The sequence below is a fragment of the Agrobacterium pusense genome (assembly GCF_013285525.1).
Classification (GTDB): domain Bacteria; phylum Pseudomonadota; class Alphaproteobacteria; order Rhizobiales; family Rhizobiaceae; genus Agrobacterium; species Agrobacterium pusense.
In genome coordinates this window covers 1,108,380-1,125,230 of sequence record NZ_CP053857.1, presented here as the reverse complement: position 1 = coordinate 1,125,230, position 16,851 = coordinate 1,108,380, and the positions used below count along the sequence as shown (strand labels likewise).

Here is a 16,851-nt window from a genome sequence, read left to right as displayed (position 1 = left end):
CTGCTCCATGACCGGATTATTGACCTCCCTGCCGCGGCCGAAAGACGCTTTATCGGTGCATGGAAGGAGGATCGCCAATATTTGCGAAGAAAGCCAGTCCTTATGCCGAGATGGCCTTGGCAGACCGTTCCGCATGTGTATATGGTTGCATTATGCAACCATATTGGATTAACCATGCCTGAACAGCCCCTTCCCATACACGATATCCGCTCCATCTCGCGGCGGCTTGTTCGCGAACTCGGCTTTATGGGAGGAGACTTTGCCGGCACTGATCTGCCGCCCTCCGCCGTGCACGCGCTGATCGAGATCGAGGCATGCCCGGGCATCACAGCTCGGGATTTGGCGAAGTTGCTCAGGCTGGAGAAATCAAGCGTCAGCCGAATGCTTCGCAAACTCGTCCTTTCAGGAGACCTCCTGGAGGAGACGGATATCGACGATAGCCGAATCAAACGGCTCCGCCTGACCAAACCCGGGCAGAAGAGGGTGGAAACCATTCACGCCTTCGCAAATCGGCAGGTATCGAGCGCCTTAACACGGATCGGCCCGGCGCAAGCTCTCACGGTTCTGGAAGGGCTACGCCTCTATGCCGATGCGTTGGGAGACAGGGGCGATGTCGCGGCTCCGGCCGTCGAGGTCATCGAAGGCTACAGGCCAGGGCTCATCGCTCGCATCACGCAGATGCATGCGCTTTATTACGCCCGGACATCCGGCTTCGGCCAGCGTTTCGAATCCGTTGTAGCAGAGGGCCTCGCGGCTTTTTGCAACCGGCTGGACAGCCCGAAGAACGCGATCTGGGTTGCAATCCGCAGCCAGCAAATCATCGGCTCCATCGCGATCGACGGCGAAGATCTCGGAGCGGATATTGCGCATCTGCGCTGGTTTATTGTCGACGACGGTGTGCGCGGCGGCGGTGTTGGACGCAGACTGCTCGAAACAGCACTGGCCTTTGTCGACAAAAATGGCTTCGCCGCAACCCATCTCTGGACATTCAACGGTCTCTCGACCGCACGCCACCTTTACGAGAACCATGGTTTTACATGCGTCGAGGAATATCCGGACAGCCAATGGGGAAGCGAGGTCTTGGAGCAACGCTTTGTCCGGCGACGGCCCGGTTGATCGTCTGCACGTGGTGCACTCTCAGGTTCGCGCCAGGCGCAAGGCGCTCCAGAAGCCACGCAACTGCGCGGTCAACTCCGCATAAAGACCATAACGCCGCGCATAATGCGAGACTTGCGCAGCATCCGGCTGGTAGGCATTCGCAACCCGTGTCATCGACGAAACCGCCTCCTCATAATCAGGATAGAGCCCAATCGCCACGGCCGCACCAATGGCAGCACCGAGCGCACCTGTCTCGCGGGCCTCCGCGACACGCAGCGGAATTTCCAGGACATCAGCCATGATCTGCGGCCAATGCTGGCTGCGGGAACCGCCGCCGGACATCACGGCGCTTTCCACCGGCAAGCCCGCTTCGCGCAAGACGCCGATGTGGCGTCGATGCTCAAAACACACACCCTCGAACAGGGCGCGTAACATGTGGCCTTCACCATGCCATCCCGCAAGGCCGTAGAAGCCGCCACGAAACTCCGCACCCAGCCGCGACCCGAAAATGAACGGATGAAAGAACGGATCGTCGGCGCGCGGGGTAACGGAGCCGACCAATTCGTTGCAGCGCTCGAAGGCGTGGTCGCCGTGGTCACCGCGAACACGATGCACGTACCATTCGAGATTGGCGGCGGAGGTGGCGCTGGATTCGATATTGACATAACGGTTGCGGCCAAAGGTCGTAACCATGAAGACATCGGGACTGATTACCGGCCTGTCTGCGAAAACCTGGTTGATGCTCCAGGTGCCGGCTATGATCGAAGCTTCCCCGGCATTGATGACGCCCGACCCCATGGCGCTGGAGACCACATCGAAGAAACCGCCGATGACGGGTGTGCCTTCGGATAGCCCCGTCATAGCCGCAGCCTCGCCCGTCACCTGGCCGACGATGTCGGCCGATTCCACGCAATGGGGGAAAAACGCGAACGCGTCCTCGATATCGTAAAGAGACAGAAGCTCACGGTCGAGCCGCGCTTCCGGCAAAGCCAAAAGTCCCGCGCCACTGAGATCGGAAATATCATTGGCAAGGCAGCCCGTCAGGCGGAAATTGACGAAATCCTTGCAGAACAACACCGTACCGGTCCGGGCGTAAAGATCGGGTGCACGTCGCTTCACCCAAGCCAGAAGGCTCGGGGTTTGCGCAGGCCATGGCCGCTGCAGGCAGCGGGCCTGCAATTGCGCTCCGCTTTTCCCGTCAAGCTCGGCCGCCACATCGGCGGCGCGGCTGTCGAGCGACTGGATGCCGATCAGGGGCTGTTGTTTCTTGTCCAGAAGATAAAGACCATTGCCGTGGCCGGCGCAGCCTACCGCGAGGATGCTGCGAGGATCGACTGACGATTTTACCAGAAGCTGCCGGATCGCCTCACAGCCGTTGCGCCACAATTCCTCGAGATCGCGCTCGACATAGCCGGGCTGCGGGAATGTCGACTGTCCGTCGATCGCGTGTTGCGCAACCTGCCGGCCCGCCGTGTCGAACAGCACGGCCTTGATGACCGTGTTGCCGACATCAAGACCCAATATGTGATTTTTGTCAGCCACGATTATAGATATCCCATGCTTCCTCACCACCCGCACCCTGATGGATGATGGCCATCAACGCCTCAACAACGGCCTTGGGATTGTCGTGCTGGTAAATATTGCGCCCGTAAACCATGCCGTTTGCACCTTCGGCCACCAGAGCCGCCGATTTCGCCAATACATTGCGCAAGTCCTCACGCCCCCCGCCCCGCACCAGCACCGGGCACCGCGCCGCCTCGATCACCCTGTGAAAGTCCTGCGGGTTACTGGTCGGATCGGCCTTGATGATATCGGCTCCCATTTCCGAGGCAAGACGAACCAGCGTAACGATCTTTTCGGCATCGCCATCCACCTGATAACCGCCGCGCACATCATGCGGCAGCATGACCAAAGGTTCTATCATCAGCGGCATGCCGAAACGATGGCAATCGGCGCGCACGCGGCTGATGTTTTCAACACATTGACGAAAGAGCTCAGGTTCGTCCGGCAGCATGAACAGGTTCACGACGACGCAAGCGGCATCCATTTCCAGCGCGCCGATGATCGGGTCATGATAATTCTGAAGCTGCGACCACATGGTCCTGTGGCGTGTTGAGTTATAGGGGTTGCCCATGTCGATGCGCATGACGAGCGCCGGCTTGTCGCGCTCCGGCCGCTGCTGCAGCAGGTCTGCCTGGCCGTAGGCCATCTGGATGGCGTCGGGACCAGCCTCTACCAGCCTGTCCACGGTCTGCGACATATCCTCCAGCCCGACGAGGAAGCTCGGCTCGTTACAAACCCCGTGATCGATGGCCACATCCAGACAGCCGCCATTGCGGAACAGCCTGTTCATGCGCGCCTTCTTCGAAATCCGCATCATCATGCATTCTCCTTGCATCTGTGTTGAAGCATTGCCGGCGTGACCCCGTAAAAGGTCTCCAGCTCGTGAATGAGCCGCTGACGTTCCACTGACGCCTGGTCTGGCAGCCAGCCCAACTCGCGCGCTGCAATGGCGAGCATCGCGTCGATCAGATCGGCATCGATGACGCCGGTGATGGCGAGCGTCGTGCGACGCAGGACGAGATCGGTTAGGTGCCGCACCTGTTCGCAACGGATGAGCCAGACCACTTCCGCTGCCGTGATCGGCGATTTTTCTGAAAGCCGCACGTCATCCGAACGATCCCGGCAAAAAACCATCACCTCAAACGCGCGGGAGCCGTAAGCCAGGGCCAGATGCTCCGCCCGGTCTTCGGCAATCGAAAACTCCTCCGACAACAGGGCAGGCAGGCCGCCTGCACCGGCCGGAAAATTCCTGCCGCCGCCGATTGCGCGGTCCATGGTGCCGGTCAGCCGCTTTCGCCCAAGAAAGGCCAGAACCTCGTCGGTCACCTGTTCGCCAAAAGCTCTGAAAGTGGTCCACTTGCCGCCGATCATGCAGAGCTGCGGCGGATCACTCGGAACGCGGTGGATGAAATGGCTGCGGGATATTTTCCCGGTGAAGGCGGCATCGCTTCGCGGCAATGGCCGTATACCGCTGAAACTGAAGACGATGTCGGAGCGATCGATGGCAATCTGCGGAAAGACCTGCCGGATCGCGTCCAGAATGTAGTCCCGTTCCTCGGGCTCGCAGCGCACCCGCTCGGGCCGATCCACCTTGATATCGGTCGATCCCGCAAGAACCCGGTCGAGATAAGGGAAGAGGATACAGACCCGGTTATCCGTGTTTTCAAAGAAAATCATGTGACCGTTCAGCGCCTTGAGAAGTTCCTCATTGGCAAGGATCAGATGCGATCCCTTGGTGCCTGAAACGGTGGGTTTTGCCCTGTCCGACGCCGGGCCATCGGCCAATACGCCGATCGTCTCGTCGATCCAGGCTCCCGTCGCATTGATGATGATCCGGGGCCGTATCGGCAGGACTTCGTCCGCTTCCTCCGTCCGCAGACCATATTCATCGCCCACACGGACGAGTTCGGCATAGTTCAGTGCAACGCTTTGCGGCGCATCCGACTGGCTGTCGATCAGAAGCTCCAGGGCAAGCCGTTCGGGCTGGCTTATCCAAGCATCGTAATAGGTGGCGGAATATCTGATCTCCGGTGTCAGATCCGGCCAATGCTGCAAAGTATCGGCCGCGCCGCGAAAGACGTGACGGGGCAGGATGCGATTTTTGCGAGTGACGAAATCATAGAGCATCAGACCCGCCTTGATGGCGAGAGCACCCCGGCTTGCGGGTTTCCCACCGGAGCCGGCAAAGGTTGCTGCCGCATTGAACAGGCCGCTGAAAGTCGAAAAGATCGGGATCGTGGTCGGCAGCGGCCGAACCATATGCGGTGCGAGCCTCAGAAGTGCATCGCGCTCCCGCAGGGATTCCGCCACCAGGCCGAATTCGCCGTTTTCTAGATAACGCAGGCCGCCGTGGATCATCCGCGAGGGAGCAGCGCTGCAACCCGAGGAGAAATCGCTGCGCTCGACCAGAAGAACTCTCAGCCCCTGCAGGGCAAGATCACGATAGGCGGCGATGCCATTGATACCGCCGCCGATGACCACAGCGTCGAAATCACCGTCTTGCCGGATGCGATGGAGAGCGTCCTCGCGAAAACTGGGCATAGGAATACCGTTCGCTGGCGATGACCAGCGTCCCAATGTTGTTGACCGTTAAGCGACGTGAGAAAGGGAACGAAATTATGCGATGTGCGCCTGAAACCCCGTTCCAGCTACACAATCAGGTATCGAGACCCACGAGATGCTCCGCGACACCAGTGCTGATGAGCGCCAGCTCACTCTCGGTGAGACGAAGACGCGCCGCGGCGGCGTTTTCAACCGCCTGAGCCGGATCGCGTGCGCCACACAGCGAGAATGTTATACCCGGCTGGGCAATCGTCCAGGCAATCACCACCTGTGCCACTGAGGCGGACCGGGCGGCCGCCACCGGTTTCAGCACGCCCATCAAACGCGCGATCTTTTCACGGTTGGCCTGGCTGAAGCGCGGATTGCCATGGCGCTGGTCATCTTCCGCAAAAACCCGCTCCGGCCCGACCTTGCCCGAGAGGAGACCGAGCGCCAGCGACGAATAGCTGAGAACCGAGACGGCATTCTCCCGGCAAACGGGCAGGAGCGTCGTCTCGATATCGCGCTTTACCATGGAATATTCTTCCTGAATGGCATCCAGCGCCCCGGTGGCGATATAGGCTTCGAGATCGCCGGGCGAGACGTTGCTTGCCCCGATGGAACGGATCTTCCCCTCTTCCTTCAGCCGCACCAAAGCCCCGACTGTCTCGGCAATCGGCGTCGTGGCATCCTGCCAATGGGTGACGTAGTGGTCGATATAATCTGTCCCAAGCCGTTTCAGGCTCTCTTCGACCTCGTACCGGATGGAGCCGGCGCCGAGATAACGATGAACCGGCTTGCCATCCTGATGGAAGAAATAAGCGCCCTCATTCACATGCCACACAAGCCCGCATTTGCTGACCAGCACCACCTTGTCGCGTCTGCCGGCAATTGCCTTGCCAACGATGGTTTCGGCGAGCCCCATGCCATAGGCTGGCGCAGTATCGATGAGGGAAATCCCCGCATCGATGGAGGCCTGGATGGCTGCTATGGACTGCCGCTCGTCGGTGCCGCCCCACATCCAGCCACCGATGGCCCAGGTTCCAAGCCCCACGGCAGATGCGTTGATACCGCTTTTGCCTATCGTCCGGGTCAATATTGCGTTGTCCGTCACGAGGTCTCCCCTCCTTCATGATCCAATAAGTAGCCGGCTATCGCTTCATCCACGACCAGCGAGGTCAGATAGTGGCCGGCAAGCGTGGCCGCCACCGGGCCGGCCTTGATGGCGCCTGCTGCGACACCGATGATGTTTGGGCACCGGGCAAGCTGCCCGGGGTCCAGCGCCACCACGCGCGAGTTGAGATCGATCCGGGCAAGCTGCCCGTCCGCCATGGTGAGGTGGGCGAGGAACTCGCCGGCAATGCCGGCATCCACCAGCGCCTGTCCGCCACGGGCGGCATCCGGCAAAAGATCGTAATAGCCAGAGCCTGGCGCCTCCACCGAACCAATGCCGACCAGCGCCACCTGCGCCTGACGCGCCAGATCGAAAACCTCACGGATCGACGCAACATTCATGAGGAGATCGCGCTGTTCCTCGTCTTCGGCGAATAATGGTGCGTGCAGCAGCGAGGCGCTGCCGCCAAGTTTTTCCGCCAGTTGCGTGGCGAGATGATTGACGTCGGTGTAGTGCTTGCCCTGCACCCCGCCGGTGAGCGGCACTACCCGCACATCGAAACGGCGCTCCGCCTGCAGATTGTCGACAACCGCACTCACCGCCTTGCCGCCCGTAATCGCGATCACATCGCCGTCGCGGATCGTTTCCAGCAAATGGTTTGCGGCCACCCGCCCAACCATTTGCAAGGCTGTTTCCGGATTGTCCGATACCGTTGGCGTAACGACGGATTGTCTGAGGTCAAACCGGCGGGTGATCTCGTTTTCAAGGTCCACAAGCCGCTGATAAGGACTGGAGATGCTGATCTTCACCATGCCCGCCTTGCGCCCGGCCGCAATCATGCGGTTCACCTTGGTGTGGGAAAGGTTGAGCCGCTCGGCGATTTCGGACTGCTTCACCCCTTCGATGAAATGCAGCACCAGGACGGAATACATCTGCCTTTGTTGATCGAAATCGTCCTTGATATCCAGCATGATCGTCTTTCTCCAGTTACCTTCGGGCGAGCGAACGGCGCTCAACGGCGGCGCCTGACCAGATAGTGGTCGAACAGTACCGCAGCCAGCAAGATGCTGCCCCTGATGATGTCCTGCCAGTAGACAGACACATTGAGCAAGGCAAGCGAAGTGGAAACCACCGAGAGAAGGATGGCTCCTAGGATCGCGCCCAGAATCGTACCCGAACCGCCCGAAAGGCTGGCGCCGCCAATGACCGCGGCCGCGATGACGTTGAGTTCCATGCCGATGCCGAAGCTTGGCTGGGCAGAACCGAAGCGCGCCATGTAGATAACACCTGCAACACCGCAAAGCATCGAACAAAGCGTTGTGGTGGCGAAGACCACGCGGCCGACACGGATGCCGGAATAGGCCGCGGCCTTGGGATTGCTGCCGGTGTAAAACACCTTGCGGAAGGCAGTCGTGCGCCGCAGCAGCAGATCGAAAGAAACGACCACTACCATAAATATGATCAGCACCAGCGGTATGCCGCCAATCACACCCTGACCGATGAACTTGAATTCCGGCGGCAGGGAGTAGAGCCCGAGCGGCCGCCCGCCGGTCGCCAGCAGGCAAACACCGCGCGCAATGACCATGACGCCCAGCGACACGATGAAATGATGCAGACCGATGACCGTGGTCAGAAATCCCATGACCATGCCGACCAATGTCGTCAGGCAGATTGCCAACCCCGCCGCCACCCAGGGGTCGACGCCGTTGAGGAAAAGCCAGCCGGCTGCCACCATCGCAAGCGCCGTAACGGATCCCACCGAAAGATCGATGCCACCAGAGATCAGCAGGATCGTCATGCCCACGACGACGATGCTTTCGATGGCGAAGACCATGGCCATGGCCCGCAGATTATCCACGGTCAGGAAGTACGGCGAGATGAAGGACATCACGGCAAAAAGCGCGAGAATGATGACGATCAGCCCGCTTTCCCGCGCCTTGAGCGCCGGCTCCCACCACGCTGTGCGGCGAACCGCCGTCCCGGCAAGGCTTGAAGGTGTTTCCGATGTTGCCATTTTCCCGCTCCCTCAGGCTTCCGCCGCATTTTGCATAATTGTGATCGACGCGAGCTGCATGATGTTCTCCTCCGTCATGTCGTCCCCCTCGACCTCGCCGGTGATGCGCCCCTCGCGCACGACAAGCACACGATCGCTGACGCCGATGAGTTCCGGCAGTTCGGAGGAGATGACGACCACGCCAACCCCCTCACGCGCCAGTTCCCGAATCTGGCGGTGAATTTCCGCCTTGGCACCCACATCCACCCCCCGTGTCGGCTCATCCAGAAAGATGACCTTCGGTTCCACCGACAGCATCTTTGCCAACGCCACCTTCTGCTGGTTGCCGCCGCTCAGGGTCGAGACGGAATCACCGACGCTGTTCGCCCGCAGTTTCAGCCGGCGCCCCAGCTCATCTGCGCGTTTCATCTCTTTGCGCCGTTCGATGAAACCCATGCCATTCGATATCCTGCCTATGTCGAGCGCGGAGACATTGGCGGCGATGGACATGTTCAGGAACAGCCCGTCCCCCTTGCGGTCCTCGGAAAGATAAACGATCCCTTCCCGGATGCTGTCACGATAGTCTTTCAGGCCAAGCCGGCGGCCACGTAACATAACCTCGCCTGTCGGCTTGCCCTCCAGCCGGCAGACCGCCCGCGCGATCTCGCTTCTTCCCGCACCGATCAGTCCAGCCAACCCCAGGATTTCACCCCGGCGCAGATCGAAACCGACATCGAAAACGCGCTTTCCTTCATTCAGACCCCGAACAGAGAGAATCACGTCGTCAGATTTCTCATCATCCGAGAGCTTCGGCGGGTAGAGCTTGTCGAGTACCCGTCCCACCATGCTGTTAACGACTTCCTCAGGGGAAATATCAGCAATATTCTCCGTCCTGATATGGCAACCGTCGCGCATGACCGTGATGCGGTCGCAATGTTCGAAAATCTCCCCCATGCGATGCGAAATATAGATGATGGCAATGCCGCGCTCAGCCAGCCGGTGCATGATCCGGAAAAGTGTCTGGGCTTCGGTCTCTGTCAGCGCTGCCGTTGGCTCATCGAGGATCAGGATGCGGCAATCCAGCGTCAACGCCTTGGCGATCTCAACGATCTGCTGCTGCGAAATGGAGAGGCCGCCCGCGCGGCTGGCGGGATCGATGTCGCCGATCTCCCGCAGCACCGCTGCCGCCCGCCTTTCCAGGTCGCGGTAATTCATGAACCAGGAACGGCTTCGACCGGTCTCTGACATAAACATGTTTTCTGCAACCGAAATATCAGGGCAAAGAGCGATCTCCTGATGAACGAAACCGATGCCGAGCCGGTTCGCCACATTAGGCGAGGATATCTTGACCGGCTTGCCATCCAGCAGGATCTCCCCTCCATCGGGCTGCAGAATGCCGTCGATGATATGCATCAGCGTTGACTTTCCGGCACCGTTTTCCCCCGCCAGCGCGTGGATTTCGCCACGCCGCAGGTCAAGTGCAGCACTCCGCAACGCCTTCACGGGCCCGAATGCCTTATGAATATTCGTCATGCTGAGGATGACCTCACCCATAACGCCCTCCCGAACCGGCTTTCCCACATGGCCGGCGAGGCGTAACCTCGCCGGGTCCAGAGCGACGCCTCAGCGCCCCTTCATATATTCGTTGAGACCGAAGGAGGCGGCATTGGCCTTGGTGATGACGGCAAAACCATTGTCCATCGAAGGCACCTGCATCGGGTTGAAGCCGGAGACCTTGTAGTCGTTGAACGGGTCGATCAGGTCCGAATGAGCACCGAGAAACGTGTTCATGAAACCCATGAAGCCCTGAACGCCCTGATTGGGATTGATGGCCATATAGATATTACCCTGCTTGATGTGTTCCAGCGTTGCCGGCGTGATATCCGCATGCAGGATCAGGACCTTCTTTTTTGCCTCGAGAACGGCGGTCGTCGCGCCTTCAGCCGAACCGGCCTCAGGGATCCACAATGCACCGAGATTGGGATTGGCCTGCAGTAGTGCGGCGGTTGCCTGATAAGCGACATTCGCATCCTGGTTGGTCGCTTGCCGGCCAACGAGCTTCATCTGCGGATAGGTCCGCCCCATATAGTCTATGAGGGCAGTAACGCGCAGATCATGGTTGCTTTGGCCCGGATTTTCCAGAACGGCATATTCGCCTTTTTCGCCAAGCTTCTTGACGATTTCGTCAGCCGCAAACTTCGCCTCTGCGACATTGTCCGATGTAATATAGGCGGTGCGCTTCGACTTCGGAGAATCGGCCGCGAAGGTGGTCACGGATACACCTGAGGCGATCGCCTTGTTGATCGGCTCGATGAAAGGATCCGCCTGCATCGGGTGCAGGAGAACGCCTTTAGGCTTCTTCACCAGCTCCTGCTCGAAGGACGCAATCTGCTTTGTGATGTCATATTCCGGCGTGCCGGTGAAAACAGCTTCGCAGCCGAGCGCCTTGGCGGCCTGCTTGAACCCTTCAAATACCGGAACCCAATAGGGATGGCTGGAAACCATGACATTCATCACATAGGTTTCGCCGGGTTCACAGGCAAACTTGCCTGCGGCGGCGGCCGGCGAACCGGCGCCCGCCGCAAGCGCCACGGCCAATACACCCGCAGCGACGGTCGATTTCATAAAAGCCAACATATTCCCCTCCCAAGGATAATGACTTGTCGCGCAATAAATTTTGGTCTCTGTAATTTATTGCATACCGATGAGATAGCCGGAAAAACCGGATACGTCAACGGCATTGAATTTTATTTTTCAATGCGAAATTTATTGCAAACATACCCCGCCACCGCAGTGACTTGAAGCTCATCGCAGGCGAAAGCCAGCAGCGACAGAAATCGCATCCGAGGAAAAATGGCCGGGCTGAAGGAGAAACGAAAAAAGGGTTTCTGACTGCTCAGAAACCCTTTTATGAATTCGGATGGTGGGCGTGACAGGGATTGAACCTGTGACCCCTACGATGTCAACGTAGTGCTCTCCCGCTGAGCTACACGCCCTCCGTGGCGGCGGATAGACCACAAAACCGGTTCATGCGTCAACTGCTTTTTTTCGGTTTTGTGAAGGTTTTTTGAGAGGCCTTACGCCACAAGGAGTTTGTTGACCTCATCCACCAGATCGCGCAGATGGAACGGCTTGGAAAGCACCTTGGCGTCTTTCGGAGCTTTCGAATCGGCATTCAGCGCAACCGCTGCAAAGCCGGTGATGAACATGACTTTCAGGTCCGGGTCGAGTTCGGTCGCGCGTCGTGCAAGCTCGATACCGTCCATTTCGGGCATGACGATATCGGTGAGCAGAAGGGAAAAGGGCTCCTCGCGCAGCCGGTCGTAAGCGCTTGCGCCATTGTCGAAGGAAGAAACCTTGTAACCGGCTTTTTCCAGCGCCTTTACGAGGAAGCGGCGCATATCGTTATCGTCTTCAGCGAGAAGAATTTTCTGATTCATGGTTAAGTGACCGTAACTGCTTAATGTTTGGAATACCCTAGCCCGATTATAGGATTTTCACGGTAAATATCCTGTGAACACGTGAATCGGTATAGCGCTACTTGGGCGACAGTATGGACTTGCCGCACCGTAACTGGCAACATGAACCTCCTGATAGTTTGCGACATGGTAAATGGCCTGAATGGACTGGGTAACAGGTGAATATGAGCTGTTCGAAGTAACGGAACCTGCCGTTCAAACCCTGCCATTCGTCTATAATTCCCCCCATAGCGGCCGCTGCTATCCCATCTCCTTCCTAGAATCGGCGCGGCTCGATTCGCATGACATACGTCGCTCCGAGGACCACTTCGTCGACGAGCTTTTCGGCGCCGCCCCAGAGATTGGCGCGCCGCTGTTGAAAGCGAATTTTCCGCGCGCCTATCTCGACGTCAATCGAGAGCCCTATGAGCTCGATCCCCGCATGTTCGAGGGCACCCTGCCGCCCTACGCCAATATCGGCTCCATGCGGGTTGCAGGCGGCCTTGGCACCGTGCCGCGTATCGTTGCGGAAAACATGGATATTTATGCCCACCGCCTGCCGGTGGATGAAGCCCTCTCCCGTATCGAGACCATTTACAAACCCTACCACGCCTGTCTGCGCCGCCTGCTGTCCCGCACGCACGCACATTTCGGCATGGCGGTGCTGATCGATTGCCATTCGATGCCCGGCAACATCCGGGTCACGGGGTCAAACCTCAGACCTGATATTATTATCGGCGACCGCTACGGCACCAGCGCCTCCCAGGAAGTCTCGCGTGCGGCCCTGCATTTCCTCGAAGAACTTGGCTTCGTCGCCGTCTGCAACAAGCCCTATGCCGGCGGCTTCATTACCGAACATTACGGCCGTCCCATACGCTCGCTTCACGCGCTGCAGATAGAGGTCAACCGGTCGCTTTATGTCGATGAAAAAACGCTTTTGAAGAAAGGCGATTTTCCCGCCATTCAGGCTTCGCTCGAAATCTTCATGCGCCAGCTCGGGACTTTCGTGTCGGAATATGCGATCGAAACTTCGCTCGCCGCCGAATAGCACAGCCAAGCTTCTCAATTAAATCGTTCGCCCCCTTGCCTGGCCGTGCGCCGGGCAAAAAAAACCGCGCCTTGGCGCGGTCAAGTCTAGGGAGGAAACACCCAAGGAGGGTATTTACAGTCAAAGACTGTAGCATCACGCTACGCAGTAATTGCACAATTGTCAATCATTTTATTTTTTGCATGTTTTTTGTGCTTTTGCCGAAAATATGGAAACCACGGCTTCGTCACCATACGAGTGGACGGCGGATGTGATTCCGGTCTATGCATTTCGCCACACAATTGAGGCCATCAATTCAGGCAATGAGGTTTCGCATGCTGCCCGACCGGAATTTCTTCTTCGAACTTGCTGATGCGGCCAGCGCCGAAACGCTTCCCCGCTTTCGCACGGGCGTTGCCGTTACCAACAAGCAGGATGGCGGCTATGATCCGGTGACGGAAGGCGATCAAGCGGCCGAAAGCGCCATTCGTGCGCTCATCGAGGCTCGTTTTCCCCAGCACGGCATCCTCGGGGAAGAACATGGCAATGTCGGTCTCGACCGCGAGCATGTCTGGGTCATCGACCCCATTGACGGCACACGCGCCTTCATTTCCGGCGTGCCCGTATGGGGAACTCTGATCGGCTTCCAGTCTGCCGGCCGCGCCACGATGGGCATGATGGACCAGCCGTTCACCAGGGAGCGTTACTTTGCCGACGGCACCTCCGCCTGGTATTTCGGACCCGAGGGCGAACGAACCATCCGCACGCGTGACTGCGCTTCGCTATCGGACGCGATACTTTTCACCACAACACCCCATATTTTCACCGCCGAGGAAAAGCCCTTCTACGAAAAGGTGCAGGATCAGGTCCGCCTTTTCCGCTACGGGGTGGATTGTTACGCCTATTGCCTGCTGGCCGCGGGTCATGTCGATCTCGTCATTGAATCCGGCCTGAAGCCCTACGATGTGGGCGCACTTATTCCGGTCATCGAGCAGGCCGGCGGCATCATCACCACATGGGATGGCGGACGTCCTGAAAATGGCGGCCGCATTCTGGCGGCCGGCTCCAGATCCGTACATGAACAGGCGCTTGCCATTCTCTCCAGACTATAGACCTGCCCTGCAAGGCGGCCATCACTCCGGCGCAAAAAACGCGTCGATGGCGGCCAGTGCCTGCTTGCGGAAAACATCCCGCTCATGCAGCAGTTCATGACGCGCGCCGGTGATGGGAAGAAGCTGCGCTGCCCGGAAATTGCGCGACAGCTCCTCCTGCGCCTTATAGGGCGTTATCGTGTCCAGCATGGGCGCCAGAATGAGGGTAGGAATGGTTATGTTCGTCAGATGATCCTGACGGGTCACGCGGCACATGGTCTTCAACGCCTCATAGACCCAGCGGGCCGTTGGCGCGCCAATGAACAGTTCCGGAAACTGCCTGTGCAGCGAGAGATTCCTTGCGAAACGTTTCGCGTCCGAGGTTAGCGGATTGCCGTCAAAATCCCTTTCGCGCTGGTCCCTGCCAAGCTGAACTCTTCCCAGGCCGGCAAGGCTCAAAGCCGTGGCGACCAGCCGGATAACGGACGGCGGGACGGATTGCTGACTGCCGAGTTCTATGAAGGGCGAACAAAGCGCCAGCCGATCAATCCTGTTCGCGAGCCCGGGCGCTGCGGCAAGCGCGGCAAGCGCGCCGGTAGAATGTGCAATCATGAAGAACGGCAGCCTCGTATCCGGAAGCACCACCTGTTCCAGAAAAAGGCTGATGTCGTGCTGATAATCGGAAAAGCGCCGCACGTGCCCAGCACCCGGCCTTTTCAGCAACCGTTCGGAACCGCCCTGCCCGCGCGTATCGAACGTCGCGACCCAGAAGCCCATGGCCGTCAGATCGGCCACTGTTTCAAAATATTTTTCGATACATTCGTTTCTGCCGTGCAGCAGAACCACCGTTCCGCGGGCAACATGACGATGGGTCCGAAAGATCGCATAGCGGAGCTGTTTGCCGCCATGGCCAGAAAAATATCCAACCACATGGTTGTCGGGAACCGGATTGTCTTCACTGGCGCGCAATATGGCTTCGATCATCGGTCTTTTTCCGGCTTGTCAACTCTTTTCGGATAGGTCGGCGGCGCGGGAAGGTCAAAGAAAAAATTGCCGGAACCGTCGGTTAAAGCAGTCGCGGTTCCGGCGAGTAAGACAGAAGAAGAAGGGACGTTATTGCTTCTGTCCACGGAGAATGTCTCCGATGACTGGAGTTTTATGGCTCTCAAACTGAACGATGCCGGAACCGGATGTTCAGACATGGTTCATGTTGCATCCACCCCTTGACGCCGCGCGACGCCGTTCCCATCTCCTTCATGCGGTCGCCAAAGCGGGGCCGCGCCAAATGTCCGACCGTCGCCAGAATGGGATGGCGGACTTAACCGCAAACAGTCGCTTCTTAAGGAGGACACCATGCGTCACGTTGATTTTTCCCCTCTCTATCGTTCCACCGTGGGCTTCGACCGTCTTTTCTCGATGCTTGACGGCCTCGGCCAGCCTGAGCAGGCCCAGTCCTATCCGCCCTACAATATCGAGCGGACCGGTGAGAATACCTATCGCATCACCATGGCCGTTGCCGGTTTCGATGAAAATGAACTCAGCATCGAATCCCGCGCCAATGCGCTGACCGTGAAAGCCGAGAAGGCCACGGATGAGAAGACGACGGAAGGCGAATTTCTGTATCGCGGCATCGCCACGCGCGCCTTCGAACGCCGCTTCCAGCTTGCCGACCACGTAGAAGTCCAGACCGCTTCCCTGAAGAATGGCCTGCTGCACATCGATCTCGTTCGCAATATTCCGGAAGCCATGAAGCCGCGCCGCATTGCGATCTCGTCCGACAGCGCCGATGCGCCGAAGACCATCGAAGCCCAGGTTACCCCGGCTCAGGTCAACTAAGTATTCCATATGCAAGAGAGACGGCCCCTTGAGGGGCCGTTTTTGTTGGCGGGAGCGCGTTTTATCGAGCGGAGGCTGCGGCGCCTTCTGCCGCAGCCGCTTCGGCTATCGCTGCCTTTTCATGGGCCTTGCGGGCATAACGCTGGGCAAGGACAGCGCAGACCATCAGCTGGATCTGATGAAAGAGCATGATCGGCAAAACGATGGCACCGATGCTCTGGCCAGCGAAGATCGCGCCGGCCATGGGCACGCCGCTGGCGAGGCTCTTTTTCGAGCCGCAGAAGGTGATGGTGATTTCATCGGCCTTGTCGAACCCCAATAGTCGGCTGCCGAACATCGTCACACATAGGACAAACGCCAGCAGCAGGATATTGATGACGATAACAACACCGATATCCCGGAGCGAAAACGTGTGCCATATGCCCTCGATGACCGCATCGGAAAAGGCGAGATAAACGACCATCAGAATGGAGCCGCGATCGACCGGAGAAAGCAATTTCTTGCGCGCCCTGATCCAGTCACCGATCCAGGGCTGCAGGACCTGACCGACGATGAAAGGCAGAAGCAGCTGCAGGAAGATTTGCAGGAAAGCATCCAGCGAAAAGCCGCCGCCATGGCCGCCGACAGTGAAAAGGAAGCCGACCAGTAATGGGGTCAGGAACATGCCGAAAATATTCGAAGCCGAAGCCGAACAGATCGCCGCCGGCACGTTTCCGCTCGCCATGGAGGTAAAGGCGATGGAGGACTGAACGGTGGATGGAAGCACGCAGAGAAACAGCACGCCCATATAGAGCGGTGCCGGCAGGATGCTTTCGGGAATGAATCCTATCGCCACACCGAGAAGCGGGAAAAGGCCGAAGGTGACGAGCAGGATCGCCAGATGCAGACGCCAGTGCAGGATGCCCGCAATCACCACATCCCGCGAAAGCCGCGCGCCGTGCAGGAAGAATAGCAGAGCGATCGCGAGTTTTGTCGCAAGCCCGAAATATTCTGCCGGCTCGCCGTTGATCGGCAGGAGGGAAGCCAGAATTACGGTGGCCACCAGCATCATGGTGAAACGGTCGGGCAGGAAGCGGGTCATGGGAGGTCTTTCCGGCAGCGGTTTTGCTTGAAACGCGCGCCACTATCGC

15 protein-coding genes and 1 tRNA gene are annotated in these 16,851 nt (G+C 58.6%); 4 read left to right on the top strand and 12 right to left on the bottom strand.

What is annotated here, in order from left to right; genetic code table 11:
* Positions 1-174 precede the first annotated feature (174 nt).
* Complete coding sequence (locus HQN82_RS18770) at positions 175-1,116, top strand: MarR family winged helix-turn-helix transcriptional regulator (protein WP_173615555.1); 942 nt, start codon at positions 175-177, stop codon at positions 1,114-1,116.
* Positions 1,117-1,137: 21 nt separating this feature from the next.
* Here the strand turns inward: HQN82_RS18770 and HQN82_RS18765 are convergent, their stop codons facing one another.
* The 10 genes from HQN82_RS18765 to cpdR form a co-directional block, all read right to left on the bottom strand.
* Positions 1,138-2,640 carry an FGGY-family carbohydrate kinase gene (locus HQN82_RS18765; protein ID WP_173615554.1) on the bottom strand — a complete coding sequence of 501 codons (1,503 nt, stop codon included), beginning with the start codon at positions 2,638-2,640 and terminating at the stop codon, positions 1,138-1,140.
* Positions 2,633-3,475, bottom strand: coding sequence for a class I fructose-bisphosphate aldolase (locus HQN82_RS18760; RefSeq protein WP_173616011.1), 843 nt, complete (start codon positions 3,473-3,475; stop codon positions 2,633-2,635). Before HQN82_RS18760 ends, HQN82_RS18765 begins: the two co-directional genes overlap by 8 nt.
* Positions 3,476-3,477: 2 nt before the next feature.
* Entirely contained in the window at positions 3,478-5,202 is a 1,725-nt protein-coding gene (locus tag HQN82_RS18755; protein WP_173615553.1) for a glycerol-3-phosphate dehydrogenase/oxidase, read from the bottom strand.
* Between the two features lie 115 nt (positions 5,203-5,317).
* Positions 5,318-6,316 carry an aldo/keto reductase gene (locus HQN82_RS18750; RefSeq protein WP_107340829.1) on the bottom strand — a complete coding sequence of 333 codons (999 nt, stop codon included), beginning with the start codon at positions 6,314-6,316 and terminating at the stop codon, positions 5,318-5,320.
* Positions 6,313-7,287 carry a sugar-binding transcriptional regulator gene (locus HQN82_RS18745; RefSeq protein ID WP_173616010.1) on the bottom strand — a complete coding sequence of 325 codons (975 nt, stop codon included), beginning with the start codon at positions 7,285-7,287 and terminating at the stop codon, positions 6,313-6,315. The genes HQN82_RS18750 and HQN82_RS18745 overlap by 4 nt, the downstream gene beginning before the upstream one ends.
* Positions 7,288-7,328: 41 nt before the next feature.
* The gene (locus tag HQN82_RS18740) at positions 7,329-8,330 is read right to left on the bottom strand and encodes an ABC transporter permease (RefSeq protein WP_173615552.1); all 1,002 of its coding nucleotides are present in this window, start codon (positions 8,328-8,330) and stop codon (positions 7,329-7,331) included.
* Positions 8,331-8,342: 12 nt separating this feature from the next.
* Positions 8,343-9,863: a sugar ABC transporter ATP-binding protein gene (locus tag HQN82_RS18735; protein WP_173615551.1), complete on the bottom strand. Its 1,521-nt coding sequence runs from the start codon at positions 9,861-9,863 to the stop codon at positions 8,343-8,345.
* 69 nt (positions 9,864-9,932) lie between these two features.
* Positions 9,933-10,946: a substrate-binding domain-containing protein gene (locus HQN82_RS18730; RefSeq protein ID WP_173615550.1), complete on the bottom strand. Its 1,014-nt coding sequence runs from the start codon at positions 10,944-10,946 to the stop codon at positions 9,933-9,935.
* A 284-nt stretch (positions 10,947-11,230) separates the two neighbouring features.
* Positions 11,231-11,305 (bottom strand) — tRNA-Val (locus HQN82_RS18725).
* An 81-nt stretch (positions 11,306-11,386) separates the two neighbouring features.
* Positions 11,387-11,749: a cell cycle two-component system response regulator CpdR gene (cpdR, locus tag HQN82_RS18720; RefSeq protein WP_003497910.1), complete on the bottom strand. Its 363-nt coding sequence runs from the start codon at positions 11,747-11,749 to the stop codon at positions 11,387-11,389.
* Between the two features lie 181 nt (positions 11,750-11,930).
* Here cpdR and HQN82_RS18715 point away from each other — a divergent pair, with 181 nt between their 5' ends.
* Both HQN82_RS18715 and hisN read left to right on the top strand, forming a co-directional pair.
* Positions 11,931-12,815, top strand: coding sequence for an N-formylglutamate amidohydrolase (locus tag HQN82_RS18715; protein WP_173615549.1), 885 nt, complete (start codon positions 11,931-11,933; stop codon positions 12,813-12,815).
* Between the two features lie 314 nt (positions 12,816-13,129).
* Complete coding sequence (gene hisN, locus HQN82_RS18710) at positions 13,130-13,906, top strand: histidinol-phosphatase (protein ID WP_035207365.1); 777 nt, start codon at positions 13,130-13,132, stop codon at positions 13,904-13,906.
* 21 nt (positions 13,907-13,927) lie between these two features.
* On the opposite strand, the gene HQN82_RS18705 is transcribed toward hisN, so the two are convergent.
* Positions 13,928-14,869, bottom strand: coding sequence for an alpha/beta fold hydrolase (locus tag HQN82_RS18705; protein ID WP_173615548.1), 942 nt, complete (start codon positions 14,867-14,869; stop codon positions 13,928-13,930).
* 369 nt (positions 14,870-15,238) lie between these two features.
* Between HQN82_RS18705 and hspL the strand changes: the two genes are divergently transcribed.
* Positions 15,239-15,721 (top strand): heat shock protein HspL, encoded by a 483-nt coding sequence (gene hspL, locus HQN82_RS18700; RefSeq protein WP_004437287.1) that lies wholly within the window; start codon positions 15,239-15,241, stop codon positions 15,719-15,721.
* 61 nt (positions 15,722-15,782) lie between these two features.
* Here hspL and HQN82_RS18695 read toward each other — a convergent pair whose 3' ends face one another.
* Complete coding sequence (locus tag HQN82_RS18695; RefSeq protein ID WP_173615547.1) at positions 15,783-16,802, bottom strand: bile acid:sodium symporter family protein; 1,020 nt, start codon at positions 16,800-16,802, stop codon at positions 15,783-15,785.
* Positions 16,803-16,851 lie beyond the last annotated feature (49 nt).

Coding starts and splice junctions, on each gene's coding strand:
- HQN82_RS18770 (WP_173615555.1), top strand. CDS start 175: ATGCCTGAACAGCCCCTTCCCATACACGATATCCGCTCCATCTCGCGG.
- HQN82_RS18760 (WP_173616011.1), bottom strand. CDS start 3,475: ATGCGGATTTCGAAGAAGGCGCGCATGAACAGGCTGTTCCGCAATGGC.
- HQN82_RS18755 (WP_173615553.1), bottom strand. CDS start 5,202: ATGCCCAGTTTTCGCGAGGACGCTCTCCATCGCATCCGGCAAGACGGT.
- HQN82_RS18745 (WP_173616010.1), bottom strand. CDS start 7,287: ATGCTGGATATCAAGGACGATTTCGATCAACAAAGGCAGATGTATTCC.
- HQN82_RS18740 (WP_173615552.1), bottom strand. CDS start 8,330: ATGGCAACATCGGAAACACCTTCAAGCCTTGCCGGGACGGCGGTTCGC.
- HQN82_RS18735 (WP_173615551.1), bottom strand. CDS start 9,863: ATGGGTGAGGTCATCCTCAGCATGACGAATATTCATAAGGCATTCGGG.
- HQN82_RS18730 (WP_173615550.1), bottom strand. CDS start 10,946: ATGTTGGCTTTTATGAAATCGACCGTCGCTGCGGGTGTATTGGCCGTG.
- cpdR (WP_003497910.1), bottom strand. CDS start 11,749: ATGAATCAGAAAATTCTTCTCGCTGAAGACGATAACGATATGCGCCGC.
- HQN82_RS18715 (WP_173615549.1), top strand. CDS start 11,931: ATGGACTGGGTAACAGGTGAATATGAGCTGTTCGAAGTAACGGAACCT.
- hisN (WP_035207365.1), top strand. CDS start 13,130: ATGCTGCCCGACCGGAATTTCTTCTTCGAACTTGCTGATGCGGCCAGC.
- HQN82_RS18705 (WP_173615548.1), bottom strand. CDS start 14,869: ATGATCGAAGCCATATTGCGCGCCAGTGAAGACAATCCGGTTCCCGAC.
- hspL (WP_004437287.1), top strand. CDS start 15,239: ATGCGTCACGTTGATTTTTCCCCTCTCTATCGTTCCACCGTGGGCTTC.
- HQN82_RS18695 (WP_173615547.1), bottom strand. CDS start 16,802: ATGACCCGCTTCCTGCCCGACCGTTTCACCATGATGCTGGTGGCCACC.